This is a genomic window from Streptococcus oralis subsp. dentisani (assembly GCF_002096685.1).
Taxonomy (GTDB): Bacteria; Bacillota; Bacilli; order Lactobacillales; family Streptococcaceae; genus Streptococcus; species Streptococcus oralis_AD.
In genome coordinates, this window is the sequence record NZ_NCVA01000040.1 from 204,679 (window position 1) to 223,408 (window position 18,730).

Here is an 18,730-nt window from a genome sequence, read left to right on the forward strand (position 1 = left end):
AGGAGGTAAATCTAATGGCTAAAAAATCAATGATTGCTAAGAACAAACGTCCAGCGAAGTTCTCTACTCAAGCTTATACTCGTTGTGAAAAATGTGGTCGTCCACATTCAGTTTACCGCAAATTTAAACTTTGCCGTGTTTGCTTCCGTGAATTAGCTTACAAAGGACAAATTCCTGGTGTAACAAAAGCATCTTGGTAATATCATGATACAAAGAGCGTAACAACCACAGCAAAAATAGGAGATTTGGTGTAGGAGCGATGCTCCAAAACAAATCTATCTTTTTTGCCTAGGTTGTAGCTCGTGTTCAAATAAGAGTTATCTCATTTGAATGTGTCAATACTATCTGAGCACAGCTCAATCATTAACTAGCAAGTGCAACTTGCAAACTACTAGTAAGAGGAGAATAATAAAATGGTTATGACTGACCCAATCGCAGACTTCCTAACTCGTATTCGTAACGCTAACCAAGCGAAACACGAAGTACTTGAAGTACCTGCATCAAATATCAAAAAAGGGATTGCTGAAATCCTTAAACGCGAAGGTTTTGTAAAAAACGTTGAAATCATCGAAGATGACAAACAAGGCATCATCCGTGTATTCCTTAAATACGGACCAAACGGTGAAAAAGTTATCACTAACTTGAAACGTGTTTCTAAACCAGGACTTCGTGTCTACAAAAAACGTGAAGATCTTCCAAAAGTACTTAACGGACTTGGAATTGCTATCCTCTCAACATCTGAAGGCTTGTTGACTGATAAAGAAGCTCGCCAAAAAAATGTTGGTGGGGAAGTTATCGCTTACGTTTGGTAAAATCAAGATACAAAGAGCGTCATGGGCAATGTGAAAATAGGAAATCTGACAAAGAGTGTTAACACTCTAAGAAGATTTGTCTTTTTCACACAGACCATAGCTCGTGTTCAATTTAGCTGATTTACTGGTCGGCTAAACAGAAAGTAAATTAGTTAAGGAGAAAAAGATGACAGCTGCTGAATTGAATGAAAAACTTATTGTTGCAGAAGACGCTTTGGCTGAATTGTCAAAAGATGACCTTGTATCTCTTTTATGTGAAATTGGTTATAGTCCTGCTGCTATTGATGTATTGACAGAATATCAGGAATTTGTCAAAGCTTTTCGAAAGAAACTAGGCTTGCTCTAATCCAAATGCCCCCCGTGAAAACTGGCTGTAATGGCCTGACAATCTAACAGGAGAAAATAAACATGTCACGTATTGGTAATAAAGTTATCGTGTTGCCTGCTGGTGTTGAACTCACTAACAATGACAACGTAGTAACTGTAAAAGGACCTAAAGGAGAGCTTACTCGTGAGTTCTCAAAAGATATTGAAATCCGTGTGGAAGGTACTGAAGTAACTCTTCACCGTCCAAACGATTCAAAAGAAATGAAAACAATCCACGGAACTACTCGTGCCCTTTTGAACAACATGGTTGTTGGTGTATCAGAAGGATTCAAGAAAGAACTTGAAATGCGAGGGGTTGGTTACCGTGCACAACTTCAAGGAAAAAAACTTGTTTTGGCTGTAGGTAAATCTCATCCAGACGAAGTTGAAGCTCCAGAAGGAATTACTTTTGAACTTCCAAACCCAACAACAATCGTTATCAGCGGAATTTCAAAAGAAGTAGTTGGTCAAACAGCTGCTTACGTACGTAGCCTTCGTTCACCAGAACCATATAAAGGTAAAGGTATCCGTTACGTTGGCGAATATGTTCGTCTTAAAGAAGGTAAAACAGGTAAATAATGTTGAGTGGTTGATCTTCAACCACCGACCTATTTTCCAACTTTGTGCATAGCACACGATTTAAAACTAAAGAGGTGAAAACTGTGATTTCTAAACCAGATAAAAACAAACTCCGCCAAAAACGCCATCGTCGCGTTCGCGGAAAACTCTCTGGAACTGCTGATCGCCCACGTTTGAACGTATTCCGTTCTAATACAGGCATCTACGCTCAAGTGATTGATGACGTAGCGGGTGTAACGCTCGCAAGTGCTTCAACTCTTGACAAAGAAGTTTCAAAAGGAACTAAAACTGAACAAGCCGTTGCTGTCGGTAAACTCGTTGCAGAACGTGCAAACGCTAAAGGTATTTCAGAAGTGGTGTTCGACCGCGGTGGATATCTATATCACGGACGTGTGAAAGCTTTGGCTGATGCAGCTCGTGAAAACGGATTGAAATTCTAATAGGAGGACACTAGAAAATGGCATTTAAAGACAATGCAGTTGAATTAGAAGAACGCGTAGTTGCTGTCAACCGTGTTACAAAAGTTGTTAAAGGTGGACGTCGTCTTCGTTTCGCAGCTCTTGTTGTTGTTGGTGACCACAACGGTCGCGTAGGATTTGGTACTGGTAAAGCTCAAGAAGTTCCAGAAGCAATCCGCAAAGCAGTAGAAGATGCTAAGAAAAACTTGATTGAGGTTCCTATGGTTGGAACAACAATCCCACACGAAGTTCTTTCAGAATTTGGTGGAGCTAAAGTATTGTTGAAACCTGCTGTAGAAGGTTCTGGAGTTGCCGCTGGTGGTGCAGTTCGTGCCGTTGTGGAATTGGCAGGTGTGGCAGATATTACATCTAAATCACTTGGTTCTAACACTCCAATCAACATTGTTCGTGCAACTGTTGAAGGTTTGAAACAATTGAAACGCGCTGAAGAAGTTGCTGCCCTTCGTGGTATTTCAGTTTCTGATTTGGCATAAGAAAGGGGATAAAATGGCTCAAATTAAAATTACTTTGACTAAGTCTCCAATCGGACGCATTCCATCACAACGTAAAACTGTTGTAGCACTTGGACTTGGCAAATTGAACAGCTCTGTTATCAAAGAAGACAACGCTGCTATCCGTGGTATGATCACTGCAGTATCTCACTTGGTAACAGTTGAAGAAGTAAACTAATGAATTTTTAGGGGATGTGGCAATACTCATCCCCTAAAACTAGATATAGTCATCTAAGATGACGAATGTATAGGCGAGTTGATAAGGGAGACAACCTTTTCTCTCTTATCGGCGCTAGCATTTTACAAAAGAGGAGAAAATATAAATGAAACTTCATGAATTGAAACCTGCAGAAGGTTCTCGTAAAGTACGTAACCGTGTTGGTCGTGGTACTTCATCAGGTAACGGTAAAACATCTGGTCGCGGTCAAAAAGGTCAAAAAGCTCGTAGCGGTGGCGGAGTTCGCCTTGGTTTTGAAGGTGGACAAACTCCATTGTTCCGTCGTCTTCCAAAACGTGGATTCACTAACATCAACGCTAAAGAATATGCAATTGTAAATCTTGATCAATTGAACGTTTTTGAAGATGGTACTGAAGTTACTCCAGTTGTTCTTATCGAAGCAGGAATTGTAAAGGCTGAAAAATCAGGCGTTAAAATTCTTGGTAACGGTGAGCTGACTAAGAAGTTGACTGTGAAAGCAGCTAAATTCTCTAAAACAGCTGAAGAAGCTATCACTGCTAAAGGTGGTTCAGTAGAAGTCATCTAGAGAGGTGACCTATGTTTTTTAAATTATTAAAAGAGGCCCTCAAGGTTAAGAAAGTACGATCAAAAATTCTCTTTACGATTTTTATCATACTTGTCTTCCGTATCGGGACTAGTATTACTGTACCAGGTGTGAATGCAAAAAGTCTGGAAGCTTTGAGTGGATTATCCTTCTTAAACATGCTTAGTTTAGTTTCAGGGAATGCCATGAAGAACTTCTCGGTTTTTGCACTCGGTGTGAGTCCGTATATCACAGCTTCCATCGTTGTTCAATTGCTACAAATGGATATTGTTCCAAAGTTTGTAGAGTGGGGCAAGCAGGGGGAAGTAGGACGGAGAAAGATAAACCAAGCGACTCGTTATATTGCGCTTGTACTTGCGTTTGTGCAATCAATCGGAATCACTGCTGGTTTTAATACTCTATCTGGTGCAAAATTATTAACGACAGATCTAACCCCTCAAGTCTTTGTTACAATTGGTATTATCCTGACTGCAGGTACTATGATTGTTACTTGGCTCGGGGAGCAAATCACTGATAAGGGATATGGTAACGGGGTGTCTATGATTATCTTTGCTGGGATTGTGGCTTCAATTCCAGAGATGATTCATGGCATCTACGTGGACTATTTTGTCAATATTCCAAGTGATCGGTTGACGTCATCTATTATATTTGTCGTTATTCTCATTATCGCTGTTTTGTTGATTGTTTACTTTACAACATATGTACAACAGGCAGAATATAAAATTCCAATCCAATATACAAAAGTTGCTCAAGGAGCCCCATCAAGCTCATACCTTCCTTTGAAGGTAAACCCAGCGGGGGTTATCCCAGTTATCTTTGCCAGTTCCATTACAGCAGCACCTGCGGCTATTCTTCAGTTTGTCAGCGCTACAGGTCATGATTGGGCTTGGGTACGTACAGCACAGGAAATGTTATCTACAACATCTCCAACAGGTGTTGCCATGTATGCACTGCTGATTATTCTCTTTACATTCTTCTATACATTTGTACAGATCAATCCAGAGAAAGCAGCAGAAAACTTGCAAAAGAGCGGAGCCTATATCCATGGTGTCCGTCCAGGTAAAGGAACGGAAGAGTTTATGTCAAAACTTCTTCGTCGCCTTGCAACCGTCGGTTCCCTTTTCCTTGGTGTGATTTCAATCTTGCCGATTGTAGCAAAAGATGTCTTTGGACTCTCAGAAGCGGTTGCTTTTGGGGGAACTAGTCTTTTGATCATTATTTCGACAGGTATCGAAGGAATCAAACAGCTAGAAGGTTACCTATTGAAACGTAAGTATGTTGGTTTCATGGACAAAACAGAATAAAAGCAAGACTACTTTTGCTTAGAGAGTGGAGTATGAAGGTCTATCTATAAGAGAGACTTTCGTCTCCCCTCTTCTATTTTGTTTTTAAATAGGAGTTGAAACTAGCTTTTTGCTTCTATTTAAATACAAAATAAGGAGATCAGATCATGAATCTTTTGATTATGGGCTTACCTGGAGCAGGTAAGGGAACGCAAGCAGCTAAAATTGTGGAGCAATTCCACGTGGCACACATTTCAACTGGAGATATGTTCCGTGCTGCTATGGCAAATCAAACTGAAATGGGTCTACTTGCAAAGTCATACATTGACAAAGGTGAGTTGGTTCCAGATGAAGTTACAAATGGTATTGTTAAAGAACGCCTTTCACAGGATGATATCAAAGAAACAGGTTTCTTGTTAGATGGTTACCCACGTACGCTTGAACAAGCTTATGCTTTGGACAAAACGTTGGCGGAACTTGGTATCGAACTTGAGGGTGTGATTAATATCGAAGTGAACCCAGACTGTCTCTTGGAACGTTTGAGTGGCCGTATTATCCACCGCGAAACAGGTGAAACCTTCCACAAAGTTTTCAACCCACCAGTTGACTACAAAGAAGAAGATTACTATCAACGTGAAGATGACAAACCTGAGACTGTTAAACGTCGTTTGGATGTCAATATCGCACAAGGTGAACCAATCATCGCTCACTATCGTGCCAAAGGTTTGGTTCACGATATCGAAGGAAATCAAGATATCAATGATGTGTTCAAAGACATCGAAAAAGTATTGACAAATTTGAAATAAAGCGTTTTTCACACTTGCAAAAAATCGTTACAAATGTTATACTGAGATAGTCTGACTTATAATTGTTGCCTCTGTGTTTGGAGGCATCGAATCGAAATTTATGGAGGTGCTTTTGCGTGGCAAAAGACGATGTGATTGAAGTTGAAGGCAAAGTAGTCGATACAATGCCTAACGCAATGTTTACGGTTGAACTTGAAAATGGACATCAGATTTTAGCAACAGTTTCTGGTAAAATTCGTAAAAACTATATTCGTATTTTAGCGGGAGATCGTGTTACTGTCGAGATGAGTCCATATGACTTGACACGTGGACGTATCACTTACCGCTTTAAATAATCGAAAAACTTGGAGGGATAAGAAATGAAAGTAAGACCATCGGTCAAACCAATTTGCGAATACTGTAAAGTAATTCGTCGTAATGGTCGTGTTATGGTAATTTGCCCAGCAAATCCAAAACACAAACAACGTCAAGGATAAGATAGAAAGGAGAAAACATGGCTCGTATTGCTGGAGTTGACATTCCAAATGACAAACGCGTAGTAATCTCATTGACTTACGTTTATGGTATCGGACTTGCAACATCTAAGAAAATTTTGGCTGCTGCTGGAATCTCAGAAGATGTTCGTGTACGTGACCTTACATCAGATCAAGAAGATGCTATCCGTCGTGAAGTGGATGCAATCAAAGTTGAAGGTGACCTTCGTCGTGAAGTAAACTTGAACATCAAACGTTTGATGGAAATCGGTTCTTACCGTGGTATTCGTCACCGTCGTGGACTTCCTGTCCGTGGACAAAACACTAAAAACAACGCTCGCACTCGTAAAGGTAAAGCTGTTGCGATTGCTGGTAAGAAAAAATAATATAGGAGGTAAAAGTCTTGGCTAAACCAACACGTAAACGTCGTGTGAAAAAGAATATCGAATCTGGTATTGCTCATATTCACGCTACATTTAATAACACTATTGTTATGATTACTGATGTGCATGGTAACGCAATTGCTTGGTCATCAGCTGGTGCTCTTGGTTTCAAAGGTTCTCGTAAATCTACACCATTCGCTGCTCAAATGGCTTCTGAAGCTGCTGCTAAATCTGCACAAGAACACGGTCTTAAATCAGTTGAAGTTACTGTAAAAGGTCCAGGTTCTGGTCGTGAGTCAGCTATTCGTGCGCTTGCTGCCGCTGGTCTTGAAGTAACAGCAATTCGTGATGTGACTCCAGTGCCACACAATGGTGCTCGTCCTCCAAAACGTCGCCGTGTATAATCATTGCATTACACTGCTTTTCGTTTAAGAGGGAGTAACTAAATGATCGAGTTTGAAAAACCAAATATAACAAAAATTGATGAAAATAAAGATTATGGCAAGTTTGTAATCGAACCACTTGAACGTGGCTACGGTACAACTCTTGGTAACTCTCTTCGTCGTGTACTACTAGCTTCTCTACCAGGAGCAGCAGTGACATCTATCAACATTGAAGGTGTCTTGCATGAGTTTGACACAGTTCCCGGTGTTCGTGAAGATGTGATGCAAATCATTCTGAACATTAAAGGGATTGCAGTGAAATCATACGTTGAAGACGAAAAAATCATTGAACTTGACGTTGAAGGTCCTGCTGAAATTACAGCTGGAGATATTTTGACTGACAGTGATATTGAAATTGTAAATCCAGATCATTATCTCTTTACAATCGGTGAAGGTTCTTCTCTAAAGGCGACAATGACTGTTAACAGTGGTCGTGGATATGTACCTGCTGATGAAAACAAAAAAGATAATGCACCAGTTGGAACACTTGCTGTAGATTCTATTTATACACCAGTTACAAAAGTCAACTATCAGGTTGAACCTGCTCGTGTAGGTAGCAATGATGGATTTGACAAATTAACCCTTGAAATCTTGACTAATGGAACAATTATTCCAGAAGATGCTTTAGGGCTTTCAGCACGTATCTTGACAGAACATCTTGATTTGTTTACAAATCTTACTGAGATTGCTAAGTCAACTGAAGTGATGAAAGAAGCTGATACTGAATCTGACGATCGTATTTTGGATCGGACGATTGAGGAACTGGACTTGTCTGTGCGTTCATACAACTGTTTGAAACGTGCCGGTATCAATACTGTGCATGATTTGACAGAAAAATCTGAAGCAGAGATGATGAAAGTACGAAATCTTGGACGCAAGAGTTTGGAAGAAGTGAAACTCAAACTCATTGACTTGGGTCTTGGATTAAAAGATAAATAAAGGAGGAATACATGGCTTACCGTAAACTAGGACGCACTAGCTCACAACGTAAAGCAATGCTTCGCGATTTGACAACTGACCTTTTGATCAATGAATCAATCGTGACAACTGAAGCTCGTGCTAAAGAAATCCGTAAAACTGTTGAAAAAATGATTACTTTAGGTAAACGTGGTGATTTGCATGCACGTCGTCAAGCAGCTGCTTTCGTACGTAATGAAATCGCATCTGAAAACTATGATGAAGCAACTGATAAGTACACTTCTACTACAGCACTTCAAAAATTGTTCTCAGAAATCGCACCTCGTTATGCTGAACGTAACGGTGGATACACTCGTATCCTTAAAACTGAACCACGTCGTGGTGATGCTGCGCCAATGGCGATCATCGAATTAGTATAAAATCATCAATTTTGTTGAGTGTTATGATGATGGAGTCTTGTGCTCTTAGTCTAGCTCTGGTCTACCGCTGGGACTTCGGTCCTAGCGGGAACACTCATCATCATTTGATAGGGTAGACGCTTGTTTACGAAATTGTTTTTTTGTTTAAGAACAACTTCGTAAGCAGGCGTTTTTTAGTAATTTTTACGGAAATATGCTATACTAAGGAAAAAGAAAGTCAAAAACGTTCAGGTTTTCTAATAATGGTAGAAATGGGGTATAAGGATGAAGGCTATTATTACAGTGGTTGGCAAGGACAAGGCTGGTATTGTTGCAGGCGTGTCTACTAAGATTGCAGAATTGGGTTTGAATATTGATGATATTTCTCAAACAGTACTGGATGAGTATTTTACCATGATGGCAGTCGTATCTAGTGATGAAAAGCAGGATTTTACAACTCTGCGAAATGAGTTTGAAGCTTTCGGCCAGACCTTGAATGTTAAAATCAATATTCAAAGTGCAGCGATTTTTGATGCTATGTACAATATCTAGGAGGGTATCATGGATATTAGACAAGTTACTGAAACCATCGCCATGATCGAGGAGCAGAACTTCGATATCAGAACCATCACTATGGGCATTTCCCTTTTGGACTGTATTGATCCAGACATTGAACGTGCTGCTGAAAAGATTTATCAAAAAATTACAACGAAAGCAGCAAATCTAGTGGCTGTAGGTGACGAAATTGCTGCGGAACTAGGAATTCCGATTGTCAATAAACGAGTATCGGTGACTCCGATTTCCTTGATTGGAGCAGCGACTGATGCGACGGACTATGTCGTTTTAGCAAAGGCACTTGATAAGGCTGCCAAGGAGATTGGTGTTGACTTTATCGGAGGTTTTTCGGCCTTGGTACAAAAGGGCTACCAAAAAGGAGATGAGATTCTCATCAATTCTATCCCACGCGCTCTAGCTGAGACGGACAAGGTATGCTCGTCCGTCAATATCGGTTCAACCAAGTCAGGCATCAATATGACTGCAGTTGCAGATATGGGACGTATTATCAAGGAAACAGCGAGCTTATCGGATATGGGAGCTGCCAAGTTGGTCGTATTTGCTAATGCTGTTGAAGACAATCCTTTTATGGCAGGGGCTTTCCACGGTGTTGGCGAAGCAGATGTTATCATCAATGTCGGAGTTTCGGGTCCTGGTGTGGTCAAGCGCGCCTTGGAAAAAGTTCGTGGACAGAGCTTTGATGTAGTTGCCGAGACGGTCAAGAAAACGGCCTTCAAGATTACTCGTATCGGTCAATTAGTTGGTCAGATGGCCAGCGAGAGACTAGGTGTTGACTTTGGAATTGTCGACCTAAGTTTGGCGCCTACTCCTGCAGTTGGTGATTCTGTGGCTCGTGTCCTTGAGGAAATGGGCCTAGAAACAGTTGGAACGCATGGGACAACTGCTGCACTCGCTCTTTTGAATGACCAAGTTAAGAAGGGCGGAGTGATGGCTTGTAACCAGGTCGGTGGTTTGTCAGGTGCTTTTATCCCTGTCTCTGAAGATGAGGGTATGATTGCTGCGGTACAAAATGGCTCTCTGAATTTAGAAAAACTAGAAGCCATGACGGCTATCTGTTCTGTTGGGTTGGATATGATTGCCATTCCAGAAGATACGCCTGCTGAGACCATTGCGGCTATGATTGCGGATGAGGCGGCAATTGGTGTCATTAACATGAAGACAACGGCCGTCCGTATCATTCCAAAGGGCAAAGAAGGCGATATGATTGAGTTTGGTGGTTTGCTAGGAACAGCTCCAGTTATGAAAGTCAATGGGGCTTCGTCTGTCGATTTCATCTCTCGTGGAGGTCAAATTCCTGCTCCAATCCATAGTTTTAAAAATTAATAAAAAAGAGAGAGGATTTAAGTTGAGTTTAAGGATGACTGTGTATACTATAATCATTAAATAAAGATCTCCTAACTTTATTTAATTAGAATCCTAAACTTTTTCATAATAATCTCCTAGGAAAGCTACCGTTAGGGTAGCTTTTCTTGTGGGAAAATTACGAGAGCGGACTTTACTGTTGAAAGCCGAATATTTCTTTGATCCATGATATAATAGAAGAAAATGGAGGATAGAAAATGTCTAAAGTAAGATTGTACTTGATCCGTCATGGTAAAACGATGTTTAACACGATTGGACGTGCTCAAGGGTGGAGTGATACACCTCTGACAACAGAAGGTGAGTTGGGAATCCATGAGCTGGGAATTGGCTTACGAGAGTCTGGTTTGCAGTTTGACCGAGCTTATTCTAGTGATTCAGGGCGCACTATTCAGACCATGGGAATTATTCTTGAAGAACTGGGCTTGCAAGGGAAAATCCCTTATCGAATGGACAAGCGCATCAGAGAGTGGTGTTTTGGTAGTTTTGATGGGGCCTATGATGGGGACCTCTTTATGGGGTTGATTCCGAGAATTTTCAATGTAGACCATGTTCATCAGTTGTCCTATGCGGAACTAGCAGAAGGTTTGGTAGAGGTTGATACAGCTGGCTGGGCAGAAGGTTGGGAAAAACTCAGTAGTCGAATCAAGGAAGGCTTTGAAGCGATTGCCAAAGAAATGGAAGAACAAGGTGGGGGAAATGCCCTCGTTGTCAGCCATGGAATGACGATTGGAACCATTGTTTATCTGATCAATGGTATGCATCCGCATGGTCTAGATAATGGTAGCGTGACGATTCTTGAATATGAGAACGGTCAGTTTACGGTCCAAGTCGTTGGCGACCGTAGCTATCGGGAACTGGGACGTGAGAAGATGTTAGAGACAAATAGTTAATAGAAGTTAGCTCCGATCAGGAGCTAATTTTTTTCCTGTTAAATAAGTTGGATTTGCGATTCAGTATTTCGTGTTATCCAAGTCTAAAAGAACATTTCTCGTCTTTCAAATTCCCTCAAAAATGGTATAATAGTAACATCATAAAATTGGAGAGAGACCATGAGTTTTTACAATCATAAAGAAATTGAGCCTAAGTGGCAGGGCTACTGGGCAGAACATCATACATTTAAGACAGGAACAGATGCATCAAAACCGAAGTTTTATGCTCTCGATATGTTCCCATATCCTTCAGGAGCTGGATTGCACGTAGGACACCCAGAAGGTTATACAGCGACTGATATCCTTAGCCGTTACAAACGTGCCCAAGGTTACAATGTCCTTCACCCAATGGGTTGGGATGCCTTTGGTTTGCCAGCTGAGCAATACGCTATGGATACGGGGAATGACCCGGCAGAATTTACAGCAGAAAACATTGCCAACTTCAAACGTCAAATCAATGCGCTTGGATTCTCTTACGACTGGGACCGTGAAGTCAACACAACAGATCCAAACTACTACAAATGGACGCAGTGGATTTTCACCAAGCTTTACGAAAAAGGCTTGGCCTATGAAGCGGAAGTGCCAGTAAACTGGGTTGAGGAACTAGGAACAGCCATTGCCAACGAAGAAGTGCTTCCTGATGGAACTTCTGAGCGTGGTGGCTATCCCGTTGTCCGCAAACCAATGCGCCAATGGATGCTCAAAATTACGGCCTATGCAGAGCGCTTGCTTAACGACTTGGATGAGTTGGATTGGCCAGAGTCTATCAAGGACATGCAACGCAACTGGATTGGTAAATCTACTGGTGCCAATGTAACTTTCAAAGTGAAAGGGACTGACAAGGAATTTACCGTCTTTACAACTCGTCCTGATACTCTTTTCGGTGCGACTTTCACTGTCTTGGCTCCTGAGCATGAACTAGTAGATGCTATCACAAGTCCAGAACAAGCAGAGGCTGTAGCAGACTACAAACACCAAGCTAGCCTCAAGTCAGACTTGGCTCGTACCGATCTTGCCAAGGAAAAAACAGGGGTTTGGACTGGTGCTTATGCCATCAATCCTGTCAATGGCAAGGAAATCCCAATCTGGATTGCCGACTATGTTCTTGCTAGCTATGGTACAGGTGCTGTTATGGCTGTACCTGCCCACGACCAACGTGACTGGGAATTTGCCAAACAATTTGACCTTCCAATCGTAGAAGTTCTTGAAGGTGGAAACGTTGAAGAGGCTGCTTACACGGAAAACGGTCTTCACGTCAACTCTGACTTCCTTGATGGACTGAACAAAGAAGATGCTATTGCCAAGATTGTCGCTTGGTTGGAAGAAAACGGCTGTGGTCAAGAAAAAGTCACCTACCGTCTCCGTGACTGGCTCTTTAGCCGTCAACGTTACTGGGGTGAGCCAATTCCAATCATTCATTGGGAAGATGGAACTTCAACAGCCGTTCCTGAAAGTGAATTGCCACTTGTCTTGCCAGTAACCAAGGACATCCGTCCTTCAGGTACTGGTGAAAGTCCGCTAGCTAACTTGACAGACTGGCTTGAAGTGACGCGTGAAGATGGTGTCAAAGGTCGTCGTGAAACAAACACTATGCCACAATGGGCAGGTTCAAGCTGGTACTACCTCCGCTATATCGACCCACATAACACAGAAAAATTGGCTGACGAGGATCTCCTCAAACAATGGTTGCCAGTAGATATCTACGTGGGTGGTGCAGAGCATGCCGTTCTTCACTTGCTTTACGCTCGTTTCTGGCATAAATTCCTCTATGACCTCGGTGTTGTTCCGACTAAGGAACCATTCCAAAAACTCTTTAACCAAGGGATGATTTTGGGAACAAGCTACCGTGACCACCGTGGAGCTCTTGTAGCGACTGATAAGGTTGAAAAACGTGACGGTTCTTTCTTCCATGTGGAAACAGGAGAAGAGTTGGAGCAAGCACCAGCCAAGATGTCTAAATCGCTCAAGAACGTTGTCAACCCAGACGATGTGGTGGAACAATATGGTGCTGATACCCTTCGTGTTTATGAAATGTTCATGGGGCCACTCGATGCTTCCATCGCTTGGTCAGAAGAAGGTCTGGAAGGAAGCCGTAAATTCCTTGACCGTGTTTACCGTTTGATTACAAGTAAAGAAATTGCTGCGGAAAATAATGGTGCTCTTGACAAGGTTTATAACGAAACCGTTAAATCTGTCACTGAGCAAATTGAGTCTATGAAATTCAACACAGCCATTGCCCAACTTATGGTCTTTGTCAACGCTGCTAATAAGGAAGACAAACTCTATGTGGATTACGCCAAAGGCTCTATCCAATTGATCGCCCCATTTGCCCCTCACTTGGCAGAAGAACTCTGGCAAACTGTTGCAGCAACAGGTGAGTCCATCTCTTATGTAGCTTGGCCAACTTGGGACGAAAGTAAATTGGTTGAAGACGAAATCGAAATCGTCGTTCAAATCAAAGGAAAAGTCCGTGCCAAACTCATGGTCGCTAAAGACCTGTCACGCGAAGAATTGCAAGAAATTGTTCTGGCTGACGAAAAAGTCAAAGCGGAGATTGACGGTAAGGAAATCGTGAAAGTGATTGCGGTACCTAACAAGTTGGTAAATATCGTTGTGAAATAAGATAGGAATCCTTCAGAGTAGAATCTGGAGGATTTTTAAATTGGATTATGCTATAATAGTCCCAACTAAGATAAAAACACAGTTCTGGTTGGTAGTCCAGACGTAGGCAAGCCTATCAGTAACCTTCCTCCTTGGTTGTCCATTCTTAGGGATAGATTTAAGGAGGTGCTGTCGTGGAAATCGTTTCAATTGGCTTGACAGTTTATTTTGAAGATGGATTTTGGCATGGATTGTTTGAACAAGAGTATGAGGGAACTTATCAAGTTTGTCGAGTGACATTTGGTCAGGAACCAAAAGAGGATGAAATTTTGAAACTTTTACAGACTCAGTTTGTTCGGTTATCTTTTAGTCCAGAGGCAACAGTCAAACATCATGTGAAGATTAAGAATCCGAAGCGTTTGCAGCGAGCTGTAAAGAAACAGGTGAAGCAGAAAGTTTCTTCTAAGTCACAAGAGCTTTTGCAGTTGCAGCACGAAGAACGAAAAAAGCATTCAAAACAACAGTCCAGTCTCCAAAAGCAATTGCTCAAACAAGAGAAATTTGAACGCAAACAGCAAAAACGTAGAGAGAAACACAAGGGGCACTAGTGATTCTCTTTCATAAAATAGAACAGCTCTTCTTGGATAACAAGAGCTGTTTTTGCTTGTATTGAAGATTTCTTTCCTAATAGATAGACTTATCGTTAATGGCAGTTTCAAATTCAGGACCATACTTGCTTGCTTCAAATTCAATCCTGCCCCATTCAGCATTTTCATTTCACTAGAAGGGAGTGTGTGCCATGATTTCTGATTCATTTTTTATTGTTTGGTTTAGCGAGAACAATACTATTGACTCCTGGATTTTTCTGCCGGATGCTATAAAACATCTCTTTTATAGCGTATGTTTAAAAATATAATGTATGGTTGTAAGTGTTTTTCAACTTCCTCTAGTGATTCGATAGGAGAAAAACGAGCCTGCTCTACTTTAATTTAACCCCCATTATTTTACCACTTGGCCTTTCATTTTAACTGCTTATCTCAAAAGTCGATTTTTCTTTCATTCTTTTTGTTAAACTAGTGTGGTTAAGAGGAGGAAAAAATATGATTTTACAAGCGAAACATTTGACTAAACGGTACGGCAATCACATGGCTGTCGATGATATTCAGTTAGAGTTTGAAAAAGGAAGTTTCAATGCTATTTTGGGACCCAATGGTGCAGGGAAATCAACCACTATTTCCATGTTAATCGGTTTGAAAAATCCGACACAAGGTCAGATTCGATATGCGCCAAATACGAAAATCGGAGTGGTTTTTCAAGCTAGTGTACTGGATGAGATGTTGACGGTTAGGGAAAATCTCACGATTCGTGCTCAACAGTATAAGGAGATTGCGGCAAGTCGTGTGGATGATTTGATCCATCAACTGGGTTTGACTGCTTTCCAGAAACAACTCTATGGAACCTTGTCAGGTGGGCAAAAACGTCGGGTTGATATTGCGCGTGCTCTTCTTTCGCGACCAGATATTCTTTTCTTGGATGAACCAACGACAGGTCTTGATATTCAAACTCGCAAATCCATCTGGGATCTACTGTATCGACTACAAAAGGATGAAGGGATGACTATTATCTTAACGACTCATTATCTGGATGAAGCAGATGAAGCGGATCAGATCTATATCGTTGATCATGGGAAAGTGATTGCGCAAGGTTCTGCGATTGCTATTAAAAGTCAGTATGCATCTAATATCCTAAAAATTCGTTTTAAGGAAATGAAGGATCTAGAAAAATTGCTACAGACTGGAATGACAGTCGAGGAAGAAAATGAGATGGAATATCTTTTTTATCCAAGGACATCACAGGAAGCCATTGAATATTTGGCAAAAGTTCGAGAAGAAATTGATTCTTTTGAGTTTCGTTCGGGTACTATGGATGATGCCTTTATTGCACTTACAGGAAGAGAGGTTCGCTAATGCTAGCTTTATTGAAACGGAATTTTATCTTATATTTTCGTAATCGTTCGGGAGTATTTTTCTCATTATTGGGGGCATTGATTTCCTTCCTCCTTTATATCATTTTTTTGCAGAAGAATTTGACGGATTCTTGGTCCCAACTCCCTAATAGTACGAACCTTTTAAATAACTGGCTGATGGGTGGGACGTTGGCTGTGACTGGGATGACAACCAGTTTTACGGCTCTTAAACAAATGGTACAGGACCGCGAAAATCAAGTGGATCAAGATCTCTTCTTGACTGATTTAGGCAACTGGGGCTTACAGGCGTCCTATCTAATCAGTAGTATTGTCATTTCTTTTGTCATGCAGGTGTTTATGTATGCTGTTATGAGTTTTTATTTTAAAGAGAGCCCAGTTATCAGCCATTTACCGGAAATCGCTTTGATTATGTTGTTAAGCAGTCTGCTTTCAAGTTTGGTAAATGTTCTCTTGATTTACCGTTTTCAATCTGTAGATAGCCTTGGTAAACTGGCAACGATAGTGGGAACTGCTTCTGGATTTTTAGTAGGAACTTATATCCCCATTGGAGTATTACCTGATTCTGCACAGCTTTTCATGAAATGTACCCCTGCCACTTATATTGCTTCTCTCTATCGACAAGTCTTAATGAAAGAGCGATTAGAGACCGCATTTTCAGGAAATAACAGTCTGTTACAGGAATTTCAAGAAAAAATGGGAATCCAAATCAACTGGCAAGAACTATTGACAAAGGAAGAAACATACTTTATAGTGGTTATTATCAGTCTCGTCGCTATTCTTCTTTGGATGTTATTTGTTAAAGTGTTTAGCAAGAGAAAATAAAGATGTATTGGAGAGAAAATGAAGATTCGTTTTGAAATGAAGACAGAGTTTTCAGAAAAAGACCCACACATTTTAATTCAGGCAGCTCAGTTAACTGACCAAGCAAGAGAAGTCATGGAGTATTTAGAACAATTTTCAACGACTAATCAGGTGGTCATTCCTATTCGAACGGATGATCATCTGGTTATGGTGAAAATTGAGGATCTTATTCTAGCAGATATCGATAAGAATTTGTTGACCATTTATACGGTAGATGGGATTTATAAAACTAAGGAAACATTGACAAACTTTCAGAATCGAATTAATCGACGTAACTTTATACAGATATCACGTCATTCAGTTATAAACATTGACCATTTAGAGTCATTATCGGATAGCTTTTCAGGGAACATGATGGCTAAAATGACTCGGGGTATCAAATCGAGTGTGAGTCGGAAATACGTTAAGTCCTTAATGGATTATCTAGGTTTATAGGAGAAAATCATGAAGCGATTGATTGCTTATTTTGTATCGGGAATGCGGACGGCCTCCTTTGTTTATTTGAGTTTGGTGTTATTGGCGCAGTTTTATTCAGGTATTACCTATCCTGCACCAACGACAAAAAATATTCTAGCTTTGTTTTTGATGAGTGGAATTATGGGGGTATTGACCTTAATCCTTGAAAGGCTAGAGTTTCTTGCTTATAGTATGCGTGTAGGAGTTCATTTGTTAGCGACAGCTACTATTTTAGTATTGACCTACCTATTTTTTGGCTGGGGTTCGGCATTGTTGAGTCCCTTGCTGTGGTTCTTTTTCTTATTAATTTATGGACTGATATGGTTGTACCAGATCTGGCAAACTCACAAGCTCACCCAACGAATTAATCAAGCCTTAGAAGATAAAAGAAAGAAAACGAATCACTAATGTAGTGAGTGGATGAGGTTTGAGGAGAGTGCTAGTTTCCATATAGAGCAAATTATGATATAGTATTCTCAGCGTAAAACAAGGAGAAAAACGATGCCAGTAAATGAATATGGTCAGATGATTGGTGAGTCAATGGAAGGTTATACATCTGGTGAATTGCCTGCTATTGATTTCTTAGAAGGGCGTTATGCTCGGATAGAGGCTCTTTCAGTGGAAAAGCATGCGGAGGATTTGCTAACTGTTTATGGTCCAGATACACCTCGGGAGATGTGGACCTACCTCTTTCAGGAGCCGGTGGCAGATATGGAGGAACTGGTTACCGTCTTAAATCAGATGTTAGCTCGTAAGGACCGTTTTTACTATGCGATTATAGACAAGGCAACTGGTAAGGCTTTGGGGACTTTTTCTCTCATGCGTATTGACCAGAATAACCGAGTAATAGAAGTGGGAGCTGTCACTTTTTCTACAGAACTCAGGGGAACACGTATAGGGACAGAGGCTCAATATCTCCTAGCTCGCTATGTTTTTGAGGAGATTAACTATCGTCGCTATGAGTGGAAATGCGATGCTCTAAATCTGCCATCAAGACGAGCTGCGGAACGTTTGGGCTTTGTCTATGAAGGGACCTTCCGTCAGGCAGTCGTTTATAAGGGACGTACACGTGATACGGATTGGCTCTCTATGATTGATAAGGACTGGCCTCAAGTTAAAGCTCGTTTGGAAGCATGGCTGGCTCCTGAAAATTTTGATAAAAATGGACGGCAGTACAAGAGCTTGAGAGAATTCTGAGAGGTATTGAGATGATGACTATTAGAAGGCAAGAAATTGTTAAGCTAGAGGATGTTTTGCATCTCTATCAGGCAGTTGGATGGACAAATTATACACATCAACCTCAGATGTTGAAGAAAGCCTTGTCTCACTCCTTAGCAATTTATCTGGCACTTGATGGTGATGCCGTGGTGGGCTTGGTCCGTTTAGTCGGAGATGGTTTTTCATCGATTTTTGTCCAGGATTTGATCGTTTTGCCTAGCTATCAGCGCCAAGAGATTGGTAGCAACTTGATGAAAGAGGCTTTAGGTGACTTCAAAGATGCCTATCAAGTCCAACTAGTGACCGATCAGACAGAAAAAACCTTGGGATTCTATCGATCTCTGGGATTTGAAACCTTATCTACTTATGACTGTACAGGAATGATTTGGGTGGATCGAAAAAGATAAAAAAATATTTTTTCTTAAGTAAAGTTTAAGTATCCTCTTGTATCATATAGTTATTAAATAAAGACCTCCTAACTTTATTTAATGAAATCCTAATCCTTTCTTTTTCATAATAATCTCCCT

The 18,730-nt window shown here is 40.9% G+C and carries 27 protein-coding genes; all 27 read left to right on the forward strand.

Going from position 1 to position 18,730, the window contains the following annotated elements; all coding sequences use genetic code 11:
• Positions 1-14: 14 nt before the first annotated feature.
• The 27 genes from B7705_RS05520 to B7705_RS05650 all read left to right on the forward strand — a co-directional run bounded on the left by B7705_RS05520 (position 15) and on the right by B7705_RS05650 (position 18,610).
• Positions 15-200 (forward strand): type Z 30S ribosomal protein S14, encoded by a 186-nt coding sequence (locus tag B7705_RS05520; RefSeq protein WP_001085697.1) that lies wholly within the window; start codon positions 15-17, stop codon positions 198-200.
• A gap of 213 nt (positions 201-413) precedes the next feature.
• Positions 414-812 (forward strand): 30S ribosomal protein S8, encoded by a 399-nt coding sequence (rpsH, locus tag B7705_RS05525; protein WP_000245504.1) that lies wholly within the window; start codon positions 414-416, stop codon positions 810-812.
• Positions 813-978: 166 nt separating this feature from the next.
• The gene (locus tag B7705_RS05530) at positions 979-1,158 is read left to right on the forward strand and encodes a hypothetical protein (protein ID WP_061594912.1); all 180 of its coding nucleotides are present in this window, start codon (positions 979-981) and stop codon (positions 1,156-1,158) included.
• A 62-nt stretch (positions 1,159-1,220) separates the two neighbouring features.
• On the forward strand, positions 1,221-1,757 hold the full coding sequence (rplF, locus tag B7705_RS05535) for a 50S ribosomal protein L6 (RefSeq protein ID WP_000086638.1): 537 nt from the start codon (positions 1,221-1,223) through the stop codon (positions 1,755-1,757).
• Between the two features lie 83 nt (positions 1,758-1,840).
• Positions 1,841-2,197, forward strand: a complete 357-nt coding sequence (gene rplR / locus B7705_RS05540) for a 50S ribosomal protein L18 (RefSeq protein WP_000624044.1) — start codon at positions 1,841-1,843, stop codon at positions 2,195-2,197.
• Between the two features lie 17 nt (positions 2,198-2,214).
• Positions 2,215-2,709 (forward strand): 30S ribosomal protein S5, encoded by a 495-nt coding sequence (gene rpsE, locus B7705_RS05545; protein ID WP_000874204.1) that lies wholly within the window; start codon positions 2,215-2,217, stop codon positions 2,707-2,709.
• Between the two features lie 13 nt (positions 2,710-2,722).
• Positions 2,723-2,905, forward strand: coding sequence for a 50S ribosomal protein L30 (gene rpmD, locus B7705_RS05550; protein ID WP_000057241.1), 183 nt, complete (start codon positions 2,723-2,725; stop codon positions 2,903-2,905).
• A 145-nt stretch (positions 2,906-3,050) separates the two neighbouring features.
• Complete coding sequence (gene rplO, locus B7705_RS05555) at positions 3,051-3,491, forward strand: 50S ribosomal protein L15 (protein ID WP_000766092.1); 441 nt, start codon at positions 3,051-3,053, stop codon at positions 3,489-3,491.
• An 11-nt stretch (positions 3,492-3,502) separates the two neighbouring features.
• Positions 3,503-4,813, forward strand: a complete 1,311-nt coding sequence (secY, locus tag B7705_RS05560) for a preprotein translocase subunit SecY (protein ID WP_038805841.1) — start codon at positions 3,503-3,505, stop codon at positions 4,811-4,813.
• 146 nt (positions 4,814-4,959) lie between these two features.
• Positions 4,960-5,598: an adenylate kinase gene (locus B7705_RS05565; protein WP_084948350.1), complete on the forward strand. Its 639-nt coding sequence runs from the start codon at positions 4,960-4,962 to the stop codon at positions 5,596-5,598.
• Positions 5,599-5,714: 116 nt separating this feature from the next.
• A complete protein-coding gene (gene infA / locus B7705_RS05570; protein ID WP_001029883.1) occupies positions 5,715-5,933 on the forward strand; it encodes a translation initiation factor IF-1 in 219 nt (72 codons plus the stop codon).
• Between the two features lie 24 nt (positions 5,934-5,957).
• Positions 5,958-6,074 (forward strand): 50S ribosomal protein L36, encoded by a 117-nt coding sequence (gene rpmJ, locus B7705_RS05575; protein ID WP_001808836.1) that lies wholly within the window; start codon positions 5,958-5,960, stop codon positions 6,072-6,074.
• A 17-nt stretch (positions 6,075-6,091) separates the two neighbouring features.
• Complete coding sequence (rpsM, locus tag B7705_RS05580) at positions 6,092-6,457, forward strand: 30S ribosomal protein S13 (RefSeq protein WP_000090781.1); 366 nt, start codon at positions 6,092-6,094, stop codon at positions 6,455-6,457.
• 17 nt (positions 6,458-6,474) lie between these two features.
• Complete coding sequence (rpsK, locus tag B7705_RS05585; RefSeq protein WP_001118385.1) at positions 6,475-6,858, forward strand: 30S ribosomal protein S11; 384 nt, start codon at positions 6,475-6,477, stop codon at positions 6,856-6,858.
• 42 nt (positions 6,859-6,900) lie between these two features.
• A complete protein-coding gene (locus B7705_RS05590) occupies positions 6,901-7,836 on the forward strand; it encodes a DNA-directed RNA polymerase subunit alpha (RefSeq protein WP_000568993.1) in 936 nt (311 codons plus the stop codon).
• A gap of 11 nt (positions 7,837-7,847) precedes the next feature.
• Entirely contained in the window at positions 7,848-8,234 is a 387-nt protein-coding gene (gene rplQ, locus B7705_RS05595) for a 50S ribosomal protein L17 (protein WP_000331493.1), read from the forward strand.
• 264 nt (positions 8,235-8,498) lie between these two features.
• Positions 8,499-8,765, forward strand: a complete 267-nt coding sequence (locus tag B7705_RS05600) for an ACT domain-containing protein (RefSeq protein WP_000644109.1) — start codon at positions 8,499-8,501, stop codon at positions 8,763-8,765.
• 9 nt (positions 8,766-8,774) lie between these two features.
• On the forward strand, positions 8,775-10,112 hold the full coding sequence (locus B7705_RS05605; protein ID WP_000354878.1) for a PFL family protein: 1,338 nt from the start codon (positions 8,775-8,777) through the stop codon (positions 10,110-10,112).
• 236 nt (positions 10,113-10,348) lie between these two features.
• Complete coding sequence (locus B7705_RS05610) at positions 10,349-11,041, forward strand: histidine phosphatase family protein (RefSeq protein ID WP_084948352.1); 693 nt, start codon at positions 10,349-10,351, stop codon at positions 11,039-11,041.
• Between the two features lie 159 nt (positions 11,042-11,200).
• Positions 11,201-13,702: a leucine--tRNA ligase gene (gene leuS, locus B7705_RS05615; RefSeq protein ID WP_084948353.1), complete on the forward strand. Its 2,502-nt coding sequence runs from the start codon at positions 11,201-11,203 to the stop codon at positions 13,700-13,702.
• A gap of 173 nt (positions 13,703-13,875) precedes the next feature.
• A complete protein-coding gene (locus tag B7705_RS05620; RefSeq protein WP_084948355.1) occupies positions 13,876-14,289 on the forward strand; it encodes a YjdF family protein in 414 nt (137 codons plus the stop codon).
• A 492-nt stretch (positions 14,290-14,781) separates the two neighbouring features.
• Positions 14,782-15,648, forward strand: a complete 867-nt coding sequence (locus B7705_RS05625) for an ABC transporter ATP-binding protein (protein ID WP_042902988.1) — start codon at positions 14,782-14,784, stop codon at positions 15,646-15,648.
• On the forward strand, positions 15,648-16,490 hold the full coding sequence (locus tag B7705_RS05630) for an ABC transporter permease (RefSeq protein ID WP_042902987.1): 843 nt from the start codon (positions 15,648-15,650) through the stop codon (positions 16,488-16,490). Before B7705_RS05625 ends, B7705_RS05630 begins: the two co-directional genes overlap by 1 nt.
• An 18-nt stretch (positions 16,491-16,508) precedes the next feature.
• Positions 16,509-16,964, forward strand: coding sequence for a LytTR family DNA-binding domain-containing protein (locus tag B7705_RS05635; protein ID WP_000701938.1), 456 nt, complete (start codon positions 16,509-16,511; stop codon positions 16,962-16,964).
• 9 nt (positions 16,965-16,973) lie between these two features.
• Positions 16,974-17,393: a DUF3021 domain-containing protein gene (locus B7705_RS05640; RefSeq protein WP_000825486.1), complete on the forward strand. Its 420-nt coding sequence runs from the start codon at positions 16,974-16,976 to the stop codon at positions 17,391-17,393.
• Positions 17,394-17,486: 93 nt separating this feature from the next.
• Positions 17,487-18,182, forward strand: coding sequence for a GNAT family N-acetyltransferase (locus tag B7705_RS05645; protein WP_084948357.1), 696 nt, complete (start codon positions 17,487-17,489; stop codon positions 18,180-18,182).
• A gap of 11 nt (positions 18,183-18,193) precedes the next feature.
• Complete coding sequence (locus B7705_RS05650; protein WP_084948359.1) at positions 18,194-18,610, forward strand: GNAT family N-acetyltransferase; 417 nt, start codon at positions 18,194-18,196, stop codon at positions 18,608-18,610.
• Positions 18,611-18,730 lie beyond the last annotated feature (120 nt).

Coding starts and splice junctions, on each gene's coding strand:
- rplF (WP_000086638.1), top strand. CDS start 1,221: ATGTCACGTATTGGTAATAAAGTTATCGTGTTGCCTGCTGGTGTTGAA.
- leuS (WP_084948353.1), top strand. CDS start 11,201: ATGAGTTTTTACAATCATAAAGAAATTGAGCCTAAGTGGCAGGGCTAC.
- rpsM (WP_000090781.1), top strand. CDS start 6,092: ATGGCTCGTATTGCTGGAGTTGACATTCCAAATGACAAACGCGTAGTA.
- rpsH (WP_000245504.1), top strand. CDS start 414: ATGGTTATGACTGACCCAATCGCAGACTTCCTAACTCGTATTCGTAAC.
- B7705_RS05650 (WP_084948359.1), top strand. CDS start 18,194: ATGATGACTATTAGAAGGCAAGAAATTGTTAAGCTAGAGGATGTTTTG.
- B7705_RS05530 (WP_061594912.1), top strand. CDS start 979: ATGACAGCTGCTGAATTGAATGAAAAACTTATTGTTGCAGAAGACGCT.
- B7705_RS05635 (WP_000701938.1), top strand. CDS start 16,509: ATGAAGATTCGTTTTGAAATGAAGACAGAGTTTTCAGAAAAAGACCCA.
- secY (WP_038805841.1), top strand. CDS start 3,503: ATGTTTTTTAAATTATTAAAAGAGGCCCTCAAGGTTAAGAAAGTACGA.
- B7705_RS05630 (WP_042902987.1), top strand. CDS start 15,648: ATGCTAGCTTTATTGAAACGGAATTTTATCTTATATTTTCGTAATCGT.
- B7705_RS05640 (WP_000825486.1), top strand. CDS start 16,974: ATGAAGCGATTGATTGCTTATTTTGTATCGGGAATGCGGACGGCCTCC.
- B7705_RS05610 (WP_084948352.1), top strand. CDS start 10,349: ATGTCTAAAGTAAGATTGTACTTGATCCGTCATGGTAAAACGATGTTT.
- B7705_RS05565 (WP_084948350.1), top strand. CDS start 4,960: ATGAATCTTTTGATTATGGGCTTACCTGGAGCAGGTAAGGGAACGCAA.
- B7705_RS05520 (WP_001085697.1), top strand. CDS start 15: ATGGCTAAAAAATCAATGATTGCTAAGAACAAACGTCCAGCGAAGTTC.
- B7705_RS05605 (WP_000354878.1), top strand. CDS start 8,775: ATGGATATTAGACAAGTTACTGAAACCATCGCCATGATCGAGGAGCAG.
- rpmJ (WP_001808836.1), top strand. CDS start 5,958: ATGAAAGTAAGACCATCGGTCAAACCAATTTGCGAATACTGTAAAGTA.
- B7705_RS05625 (WP_042902988.1), top strand. CDS start 14,782: ATGATTTTACAAGCGAAACATTTGACTAAACGGTACGGCAATCACATG.
- B7705_RS05590 (WP_000568993.1), top strand. CDS start 6,901: ATGATCGAGTTTGAAAAACCAAATATAACAAAAATTGATGAAAATAAA.
- rpmD (WP_000057241.1), top strand. CDS start 2,723: ATGGCTCAAATTAAAATTACTTTGACTAAGTCTCCAATCGGACGCATT.
- rplO (WP_000766092.1), top strand. CDS start 3,051: ATGAAACTTCATGAATTGAAACCTGCAGAAGGTTCTCGTAAAGTACGT.
- rpsE (WP_000874204.1), top strand. CDS start 2,215: ATGGCATTTAAAGACAATGCAGTTGAATTAGAAGAACGCGTAGTTGCT.
- B7705_RS05600 (WP_000644109.1), top strand. CDS start 8,499: ATGAAGGCTATTATTACAGTGGTTGGCAAGGACAAGGCTGGTATTGTT.
- B7705_RS05645 (WP_084948357.1), top strand. CDS start 17,487: ATGCCAGTAAATGAATATGGTCAGATGATTGGTGAGTCAATGGAAGGT.
- rplQ (WP_000331493.1), top strand. CDS start 7,848: ATGGCTTACCGTAAACTAGGACGCACTAGCTCACAACGTAAAGCAATG.